General features: G+C 36.0%; 12 protein-coding genes and 1 tRNA gene. 11 read left to right on the forward strand and 2 right to left on the reverse strand.

What is annotated here, in order from left to right; translation table 11 throughout:
* The first annotated feature begins 15 nt into the window (after positions 1–15).
* From WH267_RS14240 to WH267_RS14275, 8 genes are all read left to right on the forward strand, one after another.
* Positions 16–858, forward strand: a complete 843-nt coding sequence (locus WH267_RS14240) for an energy transducer TonB (RefSeq protein WP_340009133.1) — start codon at positions 16–18, stop codon at positions 856–858.
* A gap of 77 nt (positions 859–935) precedes the next feature.
* Entirely contained in the window at positions 936–1,133 is a 198-nt protein-coding gene (locus WH267_RS14245; RefSeq protein WP_185018900.1) for a C4-dicarboxylate ABC transporter, read from the forward strand.
* Complete coding sequence (locus WH267_RS14250; RefSeq protein ID WP_340009136.1) at positions 1,123–2,001, forward strand: PstS family phosphate ABC transporter substrate-binding protein; 879 nt, start codon at positions 1,123–1,125, stop codon at positions 1,999–2,001. The genes WH267_RS14245 and WH267_RS14250 overlap by 11 nt, the downstream gene beginning before the upstream one ends.
* Positions 2,002–2,093: 92 nt before the next feature.
* Positions 2,094–3,746, forward strand: a complete 1,653-nt coding sequence (locus WH267_RS14255) for a tetratricopeptide repeat protein (RefSeq protein WP_340009138.1) — start codon at positions 2,094–2,096, stop codon at positions 3,744–3,746.
* An 82-nt stretch (positions 3,747–3,828) separates the two neighbouring features.
* Positions 3,829–4,548, forward strand: coding sequence for a bacillithiol biosynthesis deacetylase BshB1 (bshB1, locus tag WH267_RS14260; protein WP_115970492.1), 720 nt, complete (start codon positions 3,829–3,831; stop codon positions 4,546–4,548).
* A gap of 35 nt (positions 4,549–4,583) precedes the next feature.
* A tRNA-His gene (locus WH267_RS14265) sits at positions 4,584–4,659 on the forward strand.
* Between the two features lie 355 nt (positions 4,660–5,014).
* On the forward strand, positions 5,015–5,449 hold the full coding sequence (locus WH267_RS14270; protein WP_340009140.1) for a hypothetical protein: 435 nt from the start codon (positions 5,015–5,017) through the stop codon (positions 5,447–5,449).
* A gap of 26 nt (positions 5,450–5,475) precedes the next feature.
* A complete protein-coding gene (locus WH267_RS14275; protein ID WP_340009142.1) occupies positions 5,476–10,518 on the forward strand; it encodes a DUF4132 domain-containing protein in 5,043 nt (1,680 codons plus the stop codon).
* Positions 10,519–10,632: 114 nt separating this feature from the next.
* On the opposite strand, the gene WH267_RS14280 is transcribed toward WH267_RS14275, so the two are convergent.
* Positions 10,633–10,968, reverse strand: a complete 336-nt coding sequence (locus tag WH267_RS14280) for a DUF3276 family protein (protein WP_027375472.1) — start codon at positions 10,966–10,968, stop codon at positions 10,633–10,635.
* A 99-nt stretch (positions 10,969–11,067) separates the two neighbouring features.
* Positions 11,068–12,729, reverse strand: coding sequence for an ABC transporter ATP-binding protein (locus WH267_RS14285; protein ID WP_123320912.1), 1,662 nt, complete (start codon positions 12,727–12,729; stop codon positions 11,068–11,070).
* A gap of 91 nt (positions 12,730–12,820) precedes the next feature.
* Between WH267_RS14285 and WH267_RS14290 the strand changes: the two genes are divergently transcribed.
* The 3 genes from WH267_RS14290 to yajC are packed head-to-tail and all read left to right on the forward strand — an operon-like array spanning position 12,821 to position 14,616.
* A complete protein-coding gene (locus WH267_RS14290) occupies positions 12,821–13,726 on the forward strand; it encodes a transcription antitermination protein NusB (RefSeq protein ID WP_340009146.1) in 906 nt (301 codons plus the stop codon).
* A 1-nt stretch (position 13,727) separates the two neighbouring features.
* Positions 13,728–14,240, forward strand: coding sequence for a DUF1573 domain-containing protein (locus tag WH267_RS14295; protein WP_340009148.1), 513 nt, complete (start codon positions 13,728–13,730; stop codon positions 14,238–14,240).
* A gap of 10 nt (positions 14,241–14,250) precedes the next feature.
* Complete coding sequence (yajC, locus tag WH267_RS14300; protein ID WP_123320910.1) at positions 14,251–14,616, forward strand: preprotein translocase subunit YajC; 366 nt, start codon at positions 14,251–14,253, stop codon at positions 14,614–14,616.
* Positions 14,617–14,662 lie beyond the last annotated feature (46 nt).

A 14,662-nucleotide genomic window follows, 5' to 3' on the forward strand; every position in this document is an offset into this window, starting at 1 on the left:
ATTGTTATATTATCTATGGCAGATGAAAATGTATACGGACAGAATCTTACTTTAGACGAAATCGTATTTGAAAATAGAAACAAGGAATATGGTGCCTATGATCTTAGACATCAGTATCCTAGACTTCTGACAAAATCTTTTATTGTCGGAACATCTATATTTCTTTTGGTAGCTTTATCTCCGTTCATCTATCTTACAATTAAGAACCTTACAGCTCCGCCTAAAACAGAAGTGAAGGCAGATCTTGTAAATATTGTTGAAGATGACCCGATTATTGAGCAGCCTAAAGAAGAAGAACCACCTCCACCACCTCCACCTCCAAAAGAGGAACCAAAAATTGAGGTAATCCAGAACGTGGTTCCAGAGCCTGTAAAAGCTCCGAAAATTGAAACGCCACCTCCACCGATTTCTAAGCAGTTGGAAACTACAACTGGTTTGAATAATCAGGAGGGAGTAAAAGCTCCGGCTTATACACCACCACCGCCACCACCATCTACAGGAACAAAAACTGCAACTGTAGAAGTGAAAGCGAATAACCCTAATGAAATCTACAAAGATGTAGACCAGTCTGCAGAATATCCTGGAGGTATGGGTGCATTAAGAAAATTCTTAGGAGAAAACTTCGATACTTCATTAATGGAAGGAGGTGAAGGTACCCTTAAAGCTAAGCTTAAGTTCGTTGTAGAAAGAGACGGAACTGTTTCTGCAGTTACTATTGAAGAGAAATCTCCAAATAGCGACTTCAACAATGAAGCAATTCGTGTAGTTAAGAAACTTAAAAAATGGACTCCTGCGAAGAGAAACGGGGAGAGCGTTAGATCTTACTATAGCGTACCATTTACTATGAACTTTGAATAATTAAATTTATTCATTCAGAATATAAATAAAAAGAGAGGCTTATGCTTCTCTTTTTATTTTTTTCGTATTTTTGTTACATGATGTTCAAGTGGTTATCCCTTATTGCGGGATTGTTTTATATTGTCTTAGGAATTGTAGTAATGATCTACAGATTCTTTTTTACTATTTTAGACCCTATTATTGCCTATGCTTTAGGCGGGGTGTTTGCGCTTTATGGTGTATTCAGAATCTATAGAGCCATTTCACAAATCAAAAAATCCAAAGATGAAGAATAGCTTTTTTAAAGCTGCAGCTGTTGTTGCCCTTACTGTAATGCTAGCAGGCTGCAAAAAAAAAGACGATAATACTCCTTCTTATAATAAAGGTAATCTAACAATTTTTACGGACGGTTCTTTTCAAAGTGTTACAGAAGCATTGGCTGATGGGTATATGATCAGCTATCCTGAAACAAAGATTAAAGTCGAAACAAAAAAAGAAGATTTAGGTTTTATTGACTTATTAAATGATAAGGCAAAGATTATTGTAATGTCTCGAAACCTTAATGCAGAAGAGATCAAAACTTACGAAGAAAGAACCCAATTAAAATTTACTCCTGCAAAATTTGCAGCAGATGCAGTAGTTTTTGTGGTTCCAAAAGATTCTCCTAGAGAAAGTATCTCTATGGATGAGATCAGTAACGGACTGCTTTCAGACAAGAAGGATTTTATTTTTGATGGAACGAACTCCAGTAATCTGAATTTTGTAGCTGAAAAATTAAAAAAACAGCCGAAAGACCTTAAATTTTCCATTATTCCGGGAAACCAGAAGGTTATTGAGGAGTTAGGGAAATATCCGAATAAAATAGGCGTTATAGGACTTAATACTTTCAGCCGACCTTATGATAAAGCTTCTGAGAAGTTGAGAGATATGGTGAAAGTTCTTCCGGTAGTTAATAATGGAAAAACTTACAATGCCGATTCTGAAGGGCTTCGTTCTATGGATTATCCATTTACCAGAGTTCTTTATTTCCTGGCTAATGAAGGTGGATTCAATATTGCAAGTGGATTCATAAGATTTTCATGTACTCATTTGGGACAGAAAATTGTTCAGAAAGAGGGCTTACAACCTTATAACCTGTACAAAAGAGAGGTACAGATGCGTTAAAAATTATTAAATTCACAATTTAGCCATAATAAATAATATATTTTGGTCTGAAAATTGTGTAGAATATAACTCAATTGATTAGAAAATATAAAATGAAAGATATAATGATTATGAATGTAAAGAAGATTGCTTTTGGAGCAGCCGTGGTATTTTTTACCGGTTTTGCCACTGCACAGACGTTGCAGGATGGTATTAACAGTATAGACAGTGATAAATTTGCTCAGGCAAAAACAAACTTCACTGATATGATCGCTAAAGAGCCTACCGCTGAAAACTACTTCTATTTAGGGAATACTTTCTTAAAGCAAGGAGAACCTGATTATGCAAAGGCTACTGAAAACTTTAACAAAGGACTGGCTGCCGATGGTAAAAGCTTTCTTAATAAAATTGGTTTAGCTACCGTAAAATTAGGAAAAGGAGACAAAAGCGCTATTGCTGAAATTCAGAAAGTAGTAACTGATTCTAAAGAGAAAGATGCTGATGTATTATTCAGAGCAGCAGAAGCTTTAACTTTATTTGAAAAGAACAGTTCTCCGGATCTTGCGATTCAATTCCTTACTAAAGCAATTGAAAAAGCTGAAAAGAAAGGAGTTCCTGCACATTATTATTATACTTTAGGAGATGCTTACAGATTGAAAAGATCACCAGGTGAAGCAATGTCTGCTTATGACAAAGCGTTACCTTTAGCTAAAAATAAAGCTTCCGTTTATACAAGAATGGCTACTTTATGGATGGCTGCTCAACAATGGCAACAAGCAAAACAAAATATTGATAAAGCAATTGGAGTAGATGCTACCTATGCTCCTGCATATAAGGCTATGGCTGGATATGATATCAGATACCAGCAAAATGCAAAGGCTACACAAGACCTTATCAACTATACAAAATATGCTGATGAAGATCCATATACTCAATTAGAAATTTCTAAATTATACTTCACGAACGAAGATTACGCAAACTCTAAAACAGTTTTAGATAAGATCTTTGATAAAATTGAAGACCCTATCAAGTTCAAACTAAGAGCTTATCAGGACTACTCTGATAAAAACTATGCGGGGGCTAAGCAAAACATGGATACTTTTGTATCTCAGGCAGAGAAAACAAGAATATTACCAGCTGACCAAGGTCTACAAGGACTTATCGCTGCTGGATTAGCAAAAGACGAGAAAGATGCAGCTAAAAAATCTGCTTTAACAACAGAGTCTCAACAGAAAATTGCTATTGCTAAAGCTGCAAAAGATGAAACAATGAAGTGGGATTTAGAATTGGCAAATATCGCTGGAGGTGGTGGTGCTTCTCAGGCTGACGTTGATAAAGGACCTACAAACCCTGCAATCGAAGCATTGAAGAAGCAGGTAGCTGCTAACAGCCAGGATTCTGATGCACTATTTAAATTAGCAACAGCTTACCAGGATGCAAAAAACTGGAGCGGAGCGATCCTTACATGGCAGAAAATGTCTGCGCTTCTTCCTGATTGGGCACCGGCTTACTACAGCCAGGGGTATTCTTACCAACAGGCAGGAAACAATGACGCTGCGAAGATTGCTTATGAAAAATTCATCAGTACTGTAAAACCAGCTGATCAGGAAGCAAACAAACAGACTCTTGCTTATGCTTACTTTGCAGTAGCTTATATGAGCAAAGAATCTGATATGGCAAAAGCTAAAGACTATGTAGCGAAGTCATTACAGTTAGACCCTACTTACCAGGATGCTGTAAAACTTAATGCAGAGATCAACAAATAATTTAAAATTTAAATTATAGATATTAAAACTTCCCATTCGTAATGTTTGGGAAGTTTTTATTTTAAACCTTATCTTTGATTATATGAAAACTGATATACTTGCTTTTGGAGCACATCCTGATGATGTAGAACTAGGATGTGGCGGAACTATTGCCAAAATGGTTTCTGAAGGAAAAAAATGTGTTGTGGTAGATCTTACCAGAGGAGAACTCGGAACAAGAGGTACTGATGAAACTAGAAAAGCAGAGGCAGCAGATGCTGCCAAAATTCTGGGGCTCTCTGCACGAGAGAATCTGGGAATGAAAGATGGCTTTTTGGTGAATTCCGAAGAATACCAAATGAGGATCGTAAAAATGATTCGCAAATACAGACCGGAAATCGTCTTAGCGAATGCAATTGATGACAGACATCCGGATCATGCAAAAGGAGCGAAATTAGTATCGGATGCGTGCTTTTTGTCCGGATTGAGAAAAATAGAGACGGTAGAGGAAGGAGAAGCTCAGGAAGTATGGAGACCCAAGCATGTTTTTCATTATATTCAGTGGAAAGATATCAAACCGGAATTTGTTATTGACATTTCAGAATTTCTGGATAAAAAAATTGCTTCATGTATGGCTTATAAAACTCAGTTTTATGACCCAACTTCTAAAGAGCCTGAGACGCCTATTACCACAAAAGACTTTTTTGAGAGTTTAACATACCGTGCACAGGATTTAGGCCGATTATCGGGAGTTACTTATGCTGAGGGATTTACATCTGAAAGATTAATTTCTTTGAAAAATTTTGACGGAATTGTTTGGTAGTTGAGGAAATTGTCCTATATTTGCACTCAGAAAACGGTGATTGTAGCTCAGTTGGTTAGAGCGTCGGATTGTGGTTCCGAAGGTCGGGGGTTCGAGACCCCTCATTCACCCAAAGAAAGTACACTTTTTGAAAGTGTACTTTTTTATTTTACACCTGTTTCTATGGTGAAATAATGTCTATTTTTTATCTTTTTTCCGGAAGCTTTTTCCCGGTATTCGCTCATACTCCTCAAGTCGGCACTTAAAAATGGCATTGCTTGTTGAGGGTAACCATTTCTATCGGAGCTGATTCATGAATAATGAGCAATTAATAATGAGTAATAATCCCTGTTTCTCTTTATTTGTAATTCACTTGCCTGAAAAATTCACTACTGACTTTGTTTTTCCTTGATATTCGTCATAAAACCTCAATTTGATACAATATGGGTTTTAAATTTTACTATATTTAAGCACACTAAGTTCAAATATGAATATAAAAGTCACTGTAAAGCAGTTGGGCAGGAAGCATCCTGTTCTTTCGGAACAAAAAATTGAAATCATTTACGAAGATTCAGTTATCTCTTTAGAAAACTTATTAAAGCTCATCGTTCAGCAACAAGTTGAAAAATTTAACGCTCAATCATTTGAGCTTGAAGATGAAGATTCTACGAAGATCCCAACAGATAACTATCTGAACATTCTTACCGATACGGGTAAGGTGGGCTTTGGAAGTATTTATAATCTAAAAAAAGCTGATGTACAAAAAGCTCAGGATAATGCTATTCAGGCATTTGAAGACGGGATGTTCGCTGTATTTTACAATGATGAGCAGTTTTCAGACCTTGGCCAAACCATAGATTTGAGTTTACAACATACATTTACTTTTATCAGGCTTACTTTTCTTGCAGGAAGCTATTGGTAATCTAATTCTATTAACAACTAACATACATGGAAATCACAAAAAAATTAGAATCGAAAAAACTTATTAAAAACTTTTATGAAAAGCAGAGGAAAGACCTTTTAGAACATTCAGAACAAGGAGTTCCTTCTTCGCTTTTTCCTGACAGACCGATCCTTACAAAGGAAGCAGCGGAATTAGGTAAATTACTGAAAGGTAAACCTAATTATTTTGAGCGAGTAAACTTAGGTTCAAAAGAATTTGAAAAGTTCAAAGAATCTATCAAACCTGATATTTGGGAAGATCAGGAATATTATGATCTCTTGATTTATCTTTTTGGAGAAAATGCGGAGCTTGTAAAAGATTCATGGAATAAGATGCCATACAAAATGTATCAGAATAGCTATTTCAGACGCTCTTTCCGTGCTCCTCATCGTGAAGATTATATATTGCTTAATCAGGTTAATTTCATCAGAGAGTTAATGATATTCCCTTGTGTTTATTCTTATAATGGTGACGAGAATTTTGACCTGTCTTTAGAAGAACAAATTATTTATGATAATGAATTTACACATAACTCAAGCCGTTTTTATATATGGTCAGCAGCCATAGATACTGGAAATACAGTAATCTATCAACTGATTGAAGATATTATTTTCAATAAACACCATGAAGGAAAAATCTCTCTGAATATTATTAAAGCTTTACTCAATAGTGAGCAGAAGAAGTGCTGGGAATTGGTAGAAAAGCTTTTACTGGCTGCTCAAAGACAGGAAGGCTTGCGTCAGACAATTCTGGAAGCTTTGGATGAAACAAGTATCGGGGCTTTGGAATATATGACGAATGTAATTATTGAGCAAAAGCTTACCCGATTTTCATCTGTTGTAAGAGCTATAGATACCTGGACCGGTTTAGGCTGGGAATCAGAGAAAGAATCTGTAGTAAAGAATATCCTTTCATTAGCAGATCATTACTTCAAGCATCCTGAGGAAATTCCGGAGGCTGTGAAAAGCAAGAATAATAATGAAGTGTATATGGCACTTTGGGTACAGGGCGTTTGGGATGTTGAAAAAACGATTCCCTATCTGCATCAGCTGTTTGAAAAAGGAGATGTGGAAAAGAAATGTCTTGCCATTAAATTTGCGGCAGAAACTGCTGATCCTTACATTCAGATGCCATTGTATTATAAAGCGGTATTGGATGGGAAGGTAGAAGTATTAGCTTTTGCCGGTGATCATATGTCCACATTACTCAGCACTAATACTGAGACGAAATTTTTCATCAATAATGCAGACTATCCGGATTTCTTTGAAAAACTCCATGAACTGACTCAAAAGATTGAGATCAAGGAAAAGAAATTTGAAGGGAAGATATTTTCTTGGCTAAATGTTACTTTCAAAAAAAGCGATCTGTATGCTTCCATGTTTTATCTGGTAGGGGAAGATCGTGATAAATTGGATTTGCTACTTTCTTATTTCGATCAATTTGACCTTTCATTACGCGAATTATTGGCCCGGAATATATTAAGGGAATTTTACTGTTATTCCCTCTCATATGCGGTAGGAAAAAAGAAACTGAAAGTAACGGCTTTCCAAAAAGAATTTGCTTTTAAAATTTTAAAAGACAGAGGTGAAGCATTGGTGGCTTCCGGAATCAATGTATTGTTGCAAGATCCTTTAAACAAAGAAGAAATCATGGTTTTCTTTGATCTATTTAAAAGAAAGGGTGGCGTGCTTCGTAAAAAGCTTGTAGAAGTTGTTATTGAGCAGGAAGATGGTGTTCTTACTCCACTGGTTGAGGAATTGATGAATAAAGGAGACCTGGAGCAGCGTGCAGCATCTCTGGATATCATGCTTCAGCTTCAAAAGGGAAAAAGGGTGTCAGCTCAGATTACCACATGGACGAAGCAATATGCTGAAAGACCAAAAGTAACGGAAAGAGAACAAGGTTTATTGGATCAGATTAATCCATCCGAAGATCAGACGATTCTTTCTGAAGACAATGGATATGGTTTTTATAATCCTGGAGTGGTATCAAAATTTGCTTTACCAAAGGTAGAACCGGACTCAGTATATGCACAGGCTACTAAAAAAGATAAATATGGGTTTACAAAACCTATGGATGATATAAAAGCAGAAATAAAGAAGCTTAATGATCTATTTCTCCAGCATAAAGATCATGAATATGAATCTGATGAATGGGATGGTTCTGTAACTACTTTGCTAATGGGAAATACTTTCCGCCAGATTAAAAGAAATACGGATGGTTTTACTTCTGTACAATTAGTAGAAAATTATCCCTTGCATGAGGTTTGGGGGCAATGGTATCAAGATTCAGGTTTAGAGCCGAGAGATTTATTTTTATTAACATTGGCTGAAAGCTGTGACAGGAAAATCTTCAGAGATTTTATGGAGAATTATGTATTCTATTACAAAGATCTTTTAATAAATCCACTGAAAGGAAGATATGCATGGGAAAATCCAATCATCATGATTCTACAATCGTTAAAGGATAAATTCGTTTTCGAAGAGCGTGTAGATTTTGCATTAGATGCTGCCAGTACAGTCTTTGCCAATCTTCCTGAAAGTGTGATTACTTATAAAGGAAAAGATAGCAATGATTATTATTATCAGGACCAGGGAAATGGCTGGCAGAAACTTGATTTTTTTAAGCCTTTCTTATGGGCAATTCCCAAAGCGAATCTTACCGATGAACAGCATATCAAACAATGGAATTTATACCGATGGATGCAGCATAGCGGTTTGAAAGAAAATATCAGCAAATCTGTTCCTGACTTCTATTTCTTCTGTAAAGCTTATGAATTAAAACTCATTACCAAAGAAGAACTTTACGAAGGAATACTTACTGCAGATTCGGCAATAGGAGATCTTACAAGAAGTAAACTGATCAATAGTAATCAGAATATTCTGGAAGAATTTCCTTTCCTGAAACCTATGATTGCGGAAATACAGGATAAATTCCTTGATGTAGAGGTTATCCGCGGTGATGCCAATACTGCAGTTTCTCACTTTGTACAGGAGTTTCATACGATATATGGAGCGAAACGTTTGGTTCAGCTTCTGAAAGGGTTGGGGAAATCAGGATTGTATGCCAACTATATTTATGCTTACAGGAATGAAAATATGACCAAGCAAAAGCTCTTCTCTAAATTGATTTCAGATTGTTATCCTTTAGGATCTGATACTCAGAAGGTTTTTGATGAAATGATGAAGAAAGAGAAAATCTCAGAGCTTCGTTTGATTCAGGCAGCAGTGTACGCGCCGCAATGGCAATCACTCGTCAGCAGTTACTTAGGTTGGAAAGGTCTGGATTCAGCAATATGGTGGATGCATGCTCATACCAAGACCAGTGTTTATGAAGATCAGAACGCAAAACTTGAAAGTGAGGTGGCAAAATATTCATCCGTATATATTCAGGAGTTTAAAGATGGAGCTGTAGACAAAGATTGGTTTACAAAAGCCTATAAAGAGCTGGGTAAGGCCCGTTGGGAAATGTTATATGAATCTGCAAAATACATATCAGACGGTAATGGACACCGAAGAGCAAGGCTTTATTCTGATACCTTAGCCGGAATCTTAAAGATTAAAGAGGTTACGGCTAAAGTAAAAGATAAACGGGATCAGGATTATCTACGCGTTTATGGATTAGTGCCATTAAGCAAAACAAATCCGGAAAAAGATGTATTGAGCAGATATGAATACATTCAGCAGTTTAAAAAAGAAAGCAGAGAGTTTGGTTCAATGAAGCAGGCAAGTGAAGCACTTGCAATTCGTGTAGCTTTGGAGAATTTGGCAAGAAATGCCGGGTATCCCGATCCGATAAGATTGACATGGGCTATGGAAACTAAACAAATTCAATCACTTCTGTCAAAAGAAACGCAAGTAACCCTTGATGGTGTAACAGTAGGTTTAATCATAGAAGATAATGGGAAAGCAGAATTGGTGGTATTCAGAGATGATAAACAGCTGAAATCTATTCCGCCGAAAATTAAAAAAGATAAAGCCATTGTGGAATTAACCAACAACCGCAAGATCATGCGGGAACAGTGGACACGCTCCAGAAAAGGATTGGAAGAAGCTATGGTAAGAGGAGACGAATTCTTCCTGAAAGAAATTAAAACTCTTTTTGAACATCCTGTTATTGTCAAGCATTTAGAGAAGCTAGTGTTTATTTCCAATGATCATACAATTGGTTTCTATCATGATGGAAGTCTTATCAATGCTCATGGTGAGATCCAGAAGTTAAATGATGAAAACACTTTACGTATTGCGCATTGTGTAGATCTTCATGAACATTCTGTTTGGAGTGATTATCAGCATTATTGTTTTAAAGAAAAACTGATTCAGCCTTTCAAGCAGATTTTCAGAGAACTCTATGTTCCTACCCCTGATGAATTGAAAGAGAAATCTATTTCCCGTAGATATGCAGGCCATCAGATTCAGCCAAAGCAGGCACTGGCATTGCTTAAAACAAGAGGCTGGAAGGTAGATTATGAGGAAGGATTGCAGAAAGTATATCATAAAGAAGGCTTTCAGGTAAAATTATATGCCATGGCAGATTGGTTTTCCCCAGCAGATATAGAAAGCCCAACCTTGGAAACCATAGAATTTCATTCATTAAAGGATTATAAGAATATTCCTTTTGAAAATATTAATCCAAGACTGTTCTCGGAAGTAATGCGGGATGTGGATTTGGTGGTTTCGGTGGCACATGTAGGAAGTGTAGATCCTGAAGCCAGTCATTCATCCATTGAAATGAGAGCTGTATTGATGACAGAAACAGCACGCCTATTTAAATTAGATAATGTAAGAATTGAAGGCTCGCATGTATTAATAAAAGGGCAGTTGGCGGAGTATAGTGTGCATTTGGGAAGTGCTGTTGTTCATCAGAATCCGGGGATGTACTTGTCAATTCTGCCGGTTCATTCCCAGCATAGAGGAAGATTATTCCTGCCTTTTGCAGACGATGATCCGAAATCGGCAGAAGTATTATCAAAAGTACTATTGCTGGCTAAAGACAATGAAATACAGGATCCAACTATATTGTCGCAGATTAAACGAGAGTATGTATAATTGAAAACGAAAAAGGTATGCTTTTTAAGTGTACCTTTTATTTTTGACATAAGCCCATTTCAGGGCATAAAAAAAGCATCTTTTTCAGATGCTTGTGTTTTTAGATATTCTTTTTTAAACTTCGTCGTCAGAATCTATTGTGAATGATCTGCTTTTGAAATCTTTATCATGTTTTTCTGAAATTACATCCTCACCTTTTTCATTAATGATGAAATCTGTGGACTCATTAAACATCTCCTGAAAACTCTTAAAATCTTCCTTGTAAAGGTAAATTTTATGCTTCTCGAATGTAGCTTCCCCATTCTCTCCGAAATTTTTCTTACTCTCAGTGATTGTAAGATAATAATCTCCTGCTTTCGTCTCGCGCACATCAAAGAAATAAGTTCTTCTCCCTGCTTTTAACACCTTCGTGAAAATCTCATTTTCATGGCGTTCCTTGTATTCACTCATTGTTAGATATTTTTTAATCTTGTTAAGAACAAATATAAAAGAATTCTTTTAATCACAAAATTTTTTTTATGATTTATTTAACAATTAGGAATGAAACAGCTATGCGGTTACAGAATTGGCAATTTCGGTAAGGTTAATAATCTGGTCTGCTTTTTGAGCGCTAGACTCTCTGTGTGTGATAATTATGGAAGTTGCATTGCTGATTTTTCTATCAATATTTTCAAGAATATTCTGCTCTGTTTCAGTGTCTAAAGCAGATAAAGAATCGTCAAAAATAATGATATTTGGATCCTTAATCAGAGCTCTGGCAATACAAATTCTTTGCTTTTGTCCCCCCGAAAGCATGACCCCGCGTTCACCTACAAGTGTTTTATATTGCTCTTTAAAGTCCACAATATTTTTATGAACATCTGCAATCTGAGCGTACTCAATTACTTTTTCATGGGACGGATGATCAATCGCAAATCCAATGTTATTTTCAATGGAATCAGAGAATAAATAGCTCTCCTGAGGAATGTATCCGATAAAGTTTCTATAGTTCTCAAGATTATGTTCTTTAAGGTTTTTCCCATCAACTAGGATTTCCCCTTCAGTAGGATCAATCAGCCTGCATAAAAGCAGTGCAATAGTAGATTTTCCACTTCCGGTTTTTCCCATAATAGCCAGAGATTCCCCGGCTTTGATTTTAAAACTTAAATTTTCAAGTGCTTTAATACCTGTATTGGGATAAACGTAAGATACATTTTTGAATTCTATATCTCCTTTAATAGGATAAGTCTCAAAGTTGGTATTGACGATCTCCGACTTTTTATCCATAAATTCATTGATCCTTTGCATAGAAGCTTCAGCTCTCTGATTGACGGATGTTACCCAGCCTACCATAGAGAATGGGAAGATCAGGGTGTTAATATACATGAAGAAATCAGCAATTTTACCGATGCTTAATTCTCCTGCAATATATTTTGTTCCACCAATCCAGATAATGGCAACATTCAACAGGCCAATTACAAACAGAATAATCGTAAAGAAATAAGCTTCTGTTTTGGCCAGATCCAGAGCCTTATTCTGGTAATCAGTGACTTTTATTCCATAGTTTTTTTGAATATATTTTTCTCTTGCGAAAAACTTCACAACACGGATTCCTGAAAAACTGTCCTGTACAAAAGTTGAAATTGCAGACTGGCTTTTCTGCATTATCTTCGACTTTTTATTAATGATTGAACTTACCTTATAAATAGCAAATGATAATATAGGAAGCGGCAATAAAGTCCATAATGTCATGGAAGCATCCGTTTTTACCATATAAATTGCCGTAATCAGGACAAGAACAATAAGGTTAGCCACATACATTACTCCAGGACCAAGATACATCCTTACGGCTACCACGTCCTCACTCAATCGGTTCATTAAATCTCCGGTAGTCGTTTGCTTATAATCCGTTAAAGATAAATCCTGATAATGTCTGTAAATTTTATTCTTCAGTTCATATTCAATTCTTCTGGAGGCAACGATGATGGTCTGCCGCATCATAAAAGTAAAAACTCCTGTTAAAAGTGAACAGCCTACAATGATCCCAACATAGACTAAAACCTGTTGATTGAAACCAAGGTTACCGCTTTTAGTAAGCTCATCTACAGATTTTCCTACAAACTGAACTTTATATATATTGAAAAAATTACTGGCAATGATGAAGAGTACCCCCCAAAACAATAGTATTTTGTGTTTCCAAAAATAGGGGTTTAAGGTTTTTAGCGCTTTCATATAGTTTTACAAAATTACAAAAATGTCCTCACTCTACGAATTTCATCAATTTTAAATTTTGTATCTTTGCACTCATTAAAAAGCTCTTTGAATGTTAGGAAGACGACAAATTCGTGAAAAAGTAGTACAGGCGGTGTATTCATACTATCAGAACCCTGTAAAATTTGATGTTTTAGAGAAAAACATGTTCGCTGGAATAGAGAAAATCTATTATCTCTATATCTATCAGCTTAATTTTTTAGTAGGTCTAAAAGAATTAGCTGAGCATCAAATTGAAATCGGAAAGAATAAATACCTTAAAACCGATGCTGATATTAATCCTAACCAAAAATTCATCAACAATCAGATATTGCTTAAGCTGGAAGAAAATCCGGAAAGATTATTCTTTACAGGTCAGCACAAGCAGCTGAAGTGGGATATGCATGATGATTTATTGGTAAAGACTTTCCAAAGAATTACTGCAGGGAAACGTTATCAGGATTTCATGAAAGAAGAAGGATTTTCTTTTGAAGATGATCAGAAGTTTATCGGGAAATTATTTTTAAGATATATTGCTGAAAATGATGATTTCCATGATTATCTTGGAGATAAAGAACTTTCATGGTATGATGATATTCATATTGCCAATTCAATGGTACAGAAAACAATCGGATTCCTAAGAGAAGATGAAGAAAGCAGAACTTTAATCAAAATGATTAAAGATGAAGAGGACAAGAACTTCGCAGCTAAGTTATTGAAAGATACCCTGAACAACTGGGAAAACAACGAGAAAAAGCTGGAAGAAAGATTAGAAAACTGGGATCTTGAAAGAGTTTCCCTGATGGATAAAGTGATCTTGTCAACCGCTATTTCAGAGCTAGATAACTTCGCCTTAACGCCTTCAAGAGTAATTATTAATGAATATATCGAGATTGCAAAAGTATTTGCTACAGACCGTTCGAATATCTTCATTAATGGTATTTTAGATAAATATTGTAAAGATCAAAATAGAATATAAAATGAAAAAGACGTTATCAATTATCGCCTTGTCAATTATAGGCTTTGGATTAGTTTCATGTAAAAAAGAAAACAAAGAAACTCAAAGTGCTGAAGCTGTAGTTACTGATTCAACAGCTGCAGGAACTCCGGTAACAGCTGACTCTGCTGCTACATCCGTAACAGGAGAAGCGCCTGCTGCAGCCCCTGTTTCTAACGCGCCATCTACCTCTATCGCTTTATCTGAAAGCAACTTCGACTTTGGAAAAATCAAGAAAGGAGACAAAGTAGAGCACGTATATGAAGTGACCAATACAGGAAAAAATCCATTGGTTATTTCTGAAGTAAAACCTGGATGCGGATGTACTGCTCCTGATTTTACAAAAGAGCCTATTATGCCAGGTAAAAAAGGAAAAATTACATTGCATTTTGACTCTTCGAACTTTGATGGAAACGTTCAGAAGTATGCAGATGTTTTTGCAAACGTAGAAAAAGCTCCAATCAAATTAACGTTCACTGCGAACATTCAACCATAATTTATAAAATATGTTGACATTATTTTTACAGGCACAGCCACAGGGATCTTCATCAATGATGCTGATCATGATGGGTGTAATGTTTGTAGGGTTTTATTTCCTGATGATCAGACCTCAAATGAAAAAGCAAAAACAGGAAAAAAACTTTCAGGAAGAACTTAAAGTAGGAACCAGAGTAGTACTTACATCCGGTCTTCACGGAAGAATTGCCCAGGTTCAGGATGACGGTTTTGTTATTGAAACATTATCCGGAAAACTAAAGTTTGAAAAAGCTGCTGTTTCCAGAGAAATGACACAAACTCGTTTCGGAGATAAAGCAAAAACTACTGAGAAATCAGCAGATAACAAAGAAACAGTAACTGAAGAGAAGAAATAATTTAATTCAGTCTGAAAATATTAGCTGCGGCGGGTGAACTTTGTTC

Origin of the sequence: Chryseobacterium sp. MYb328 (assembly GCF_037572595.1) — a bacterium.
Taxonomy (GTDB): domain Bacteria; phylum Bacteroidota; class Bacteroidia; order Flavobacteriales; family Weeksellaceae; genus Chryseobacterium; species Chryseobacterium pennae.

What these genes read in the sequence shown, in the direction of transcription:
- WH267_RS14240 (WP_340009133.1), top strand. Translation starts at nt 16, where the DNA reads ATGGCAGATGAAAATGTATACGGACAGAATCTTACTTTAGACGAAATC.
- WH267_RS14245 (WP_185018900.1), top strand. Translation starts at nt 936, where the DNA reads ATGATGTTCAAGTGGTTATCCCTTATTGCGGGATTGTTTTATATTGTC.
- WH267_RS14250 (WP_340009136.1), top strand. Translation starts at nt 1,123, where the DNA reads ATGAAGAATAGCTTTTTTAAAGCTGCAGCTGTTGTTGCCCTTACTGTA.
- WH267_RS14255 (WP_340009138.1), top strand. Translation starts at nt 2,094, where the DNA reads ATGAAAGATATAATGATTATGAATGTAAAGAAGATTGCTTTTGGAGCA.
- bshB1 (WP_115970492.1), top strand. Translation starts at nt 3,829, where the DNA reads ATGAAAACTGATATACTTGCTTTTGGAGCACATCCTGATGATGTAGAA.
- WH267_RS14270 (WP_340009140.1), top strand. Translation starts at nt 5,015, where the DNA reads ATGAATATAAAAGTCACTGTAAAGCAGTTGGGCAGGAAGCATCCTGTT.
- WH267_RS14275 (WP_340009142.1), top strand. Translation starts at nt 5,476, where the DNA reads ATGGAAATCACAAAAAAATTAGAATCGAAAAAACTTATTAAAAACTTT.
- WH267_RS14280 (WP_027375472.1), bottom strand. Translation starts at nt 10,968, where the DNA reads ATGAGTGAATACAAGGAACGCCATGAAAATGAGATTTTCACGAAGGTG.
- WH267_RS14285 (WP_123320912.1), bottom strand. Translation starts at nt 12,729, where the DNA reads ATGAAAGCGCTAAAAACCTTAAACCCCTATTTTTGGAAACACAAAATA.
- WH267_RS14290 (WP_340009146.1), top strand. Translation starts at nt 12,821, where the DNA reads ATGTTAGGAAGACGACAAATTCGTGAAAAAGTAGTACAGGCGGTGTAT.
- WH267_RS14295 (WP_340009148.1), top strand. Translation starts at nt 13,728, where the DNA reads ATGAAAAAGACGTTATCAATTATCGCCTTGTCAATTATAGGCTTTGGA.
- yajC (WP_123320910.1), top strand. Translation starts at nt 14,251, where the DNA reads ATGTTGACATTATTTTTACAGGCACAGCCACAGGGATCTTCATCAATG.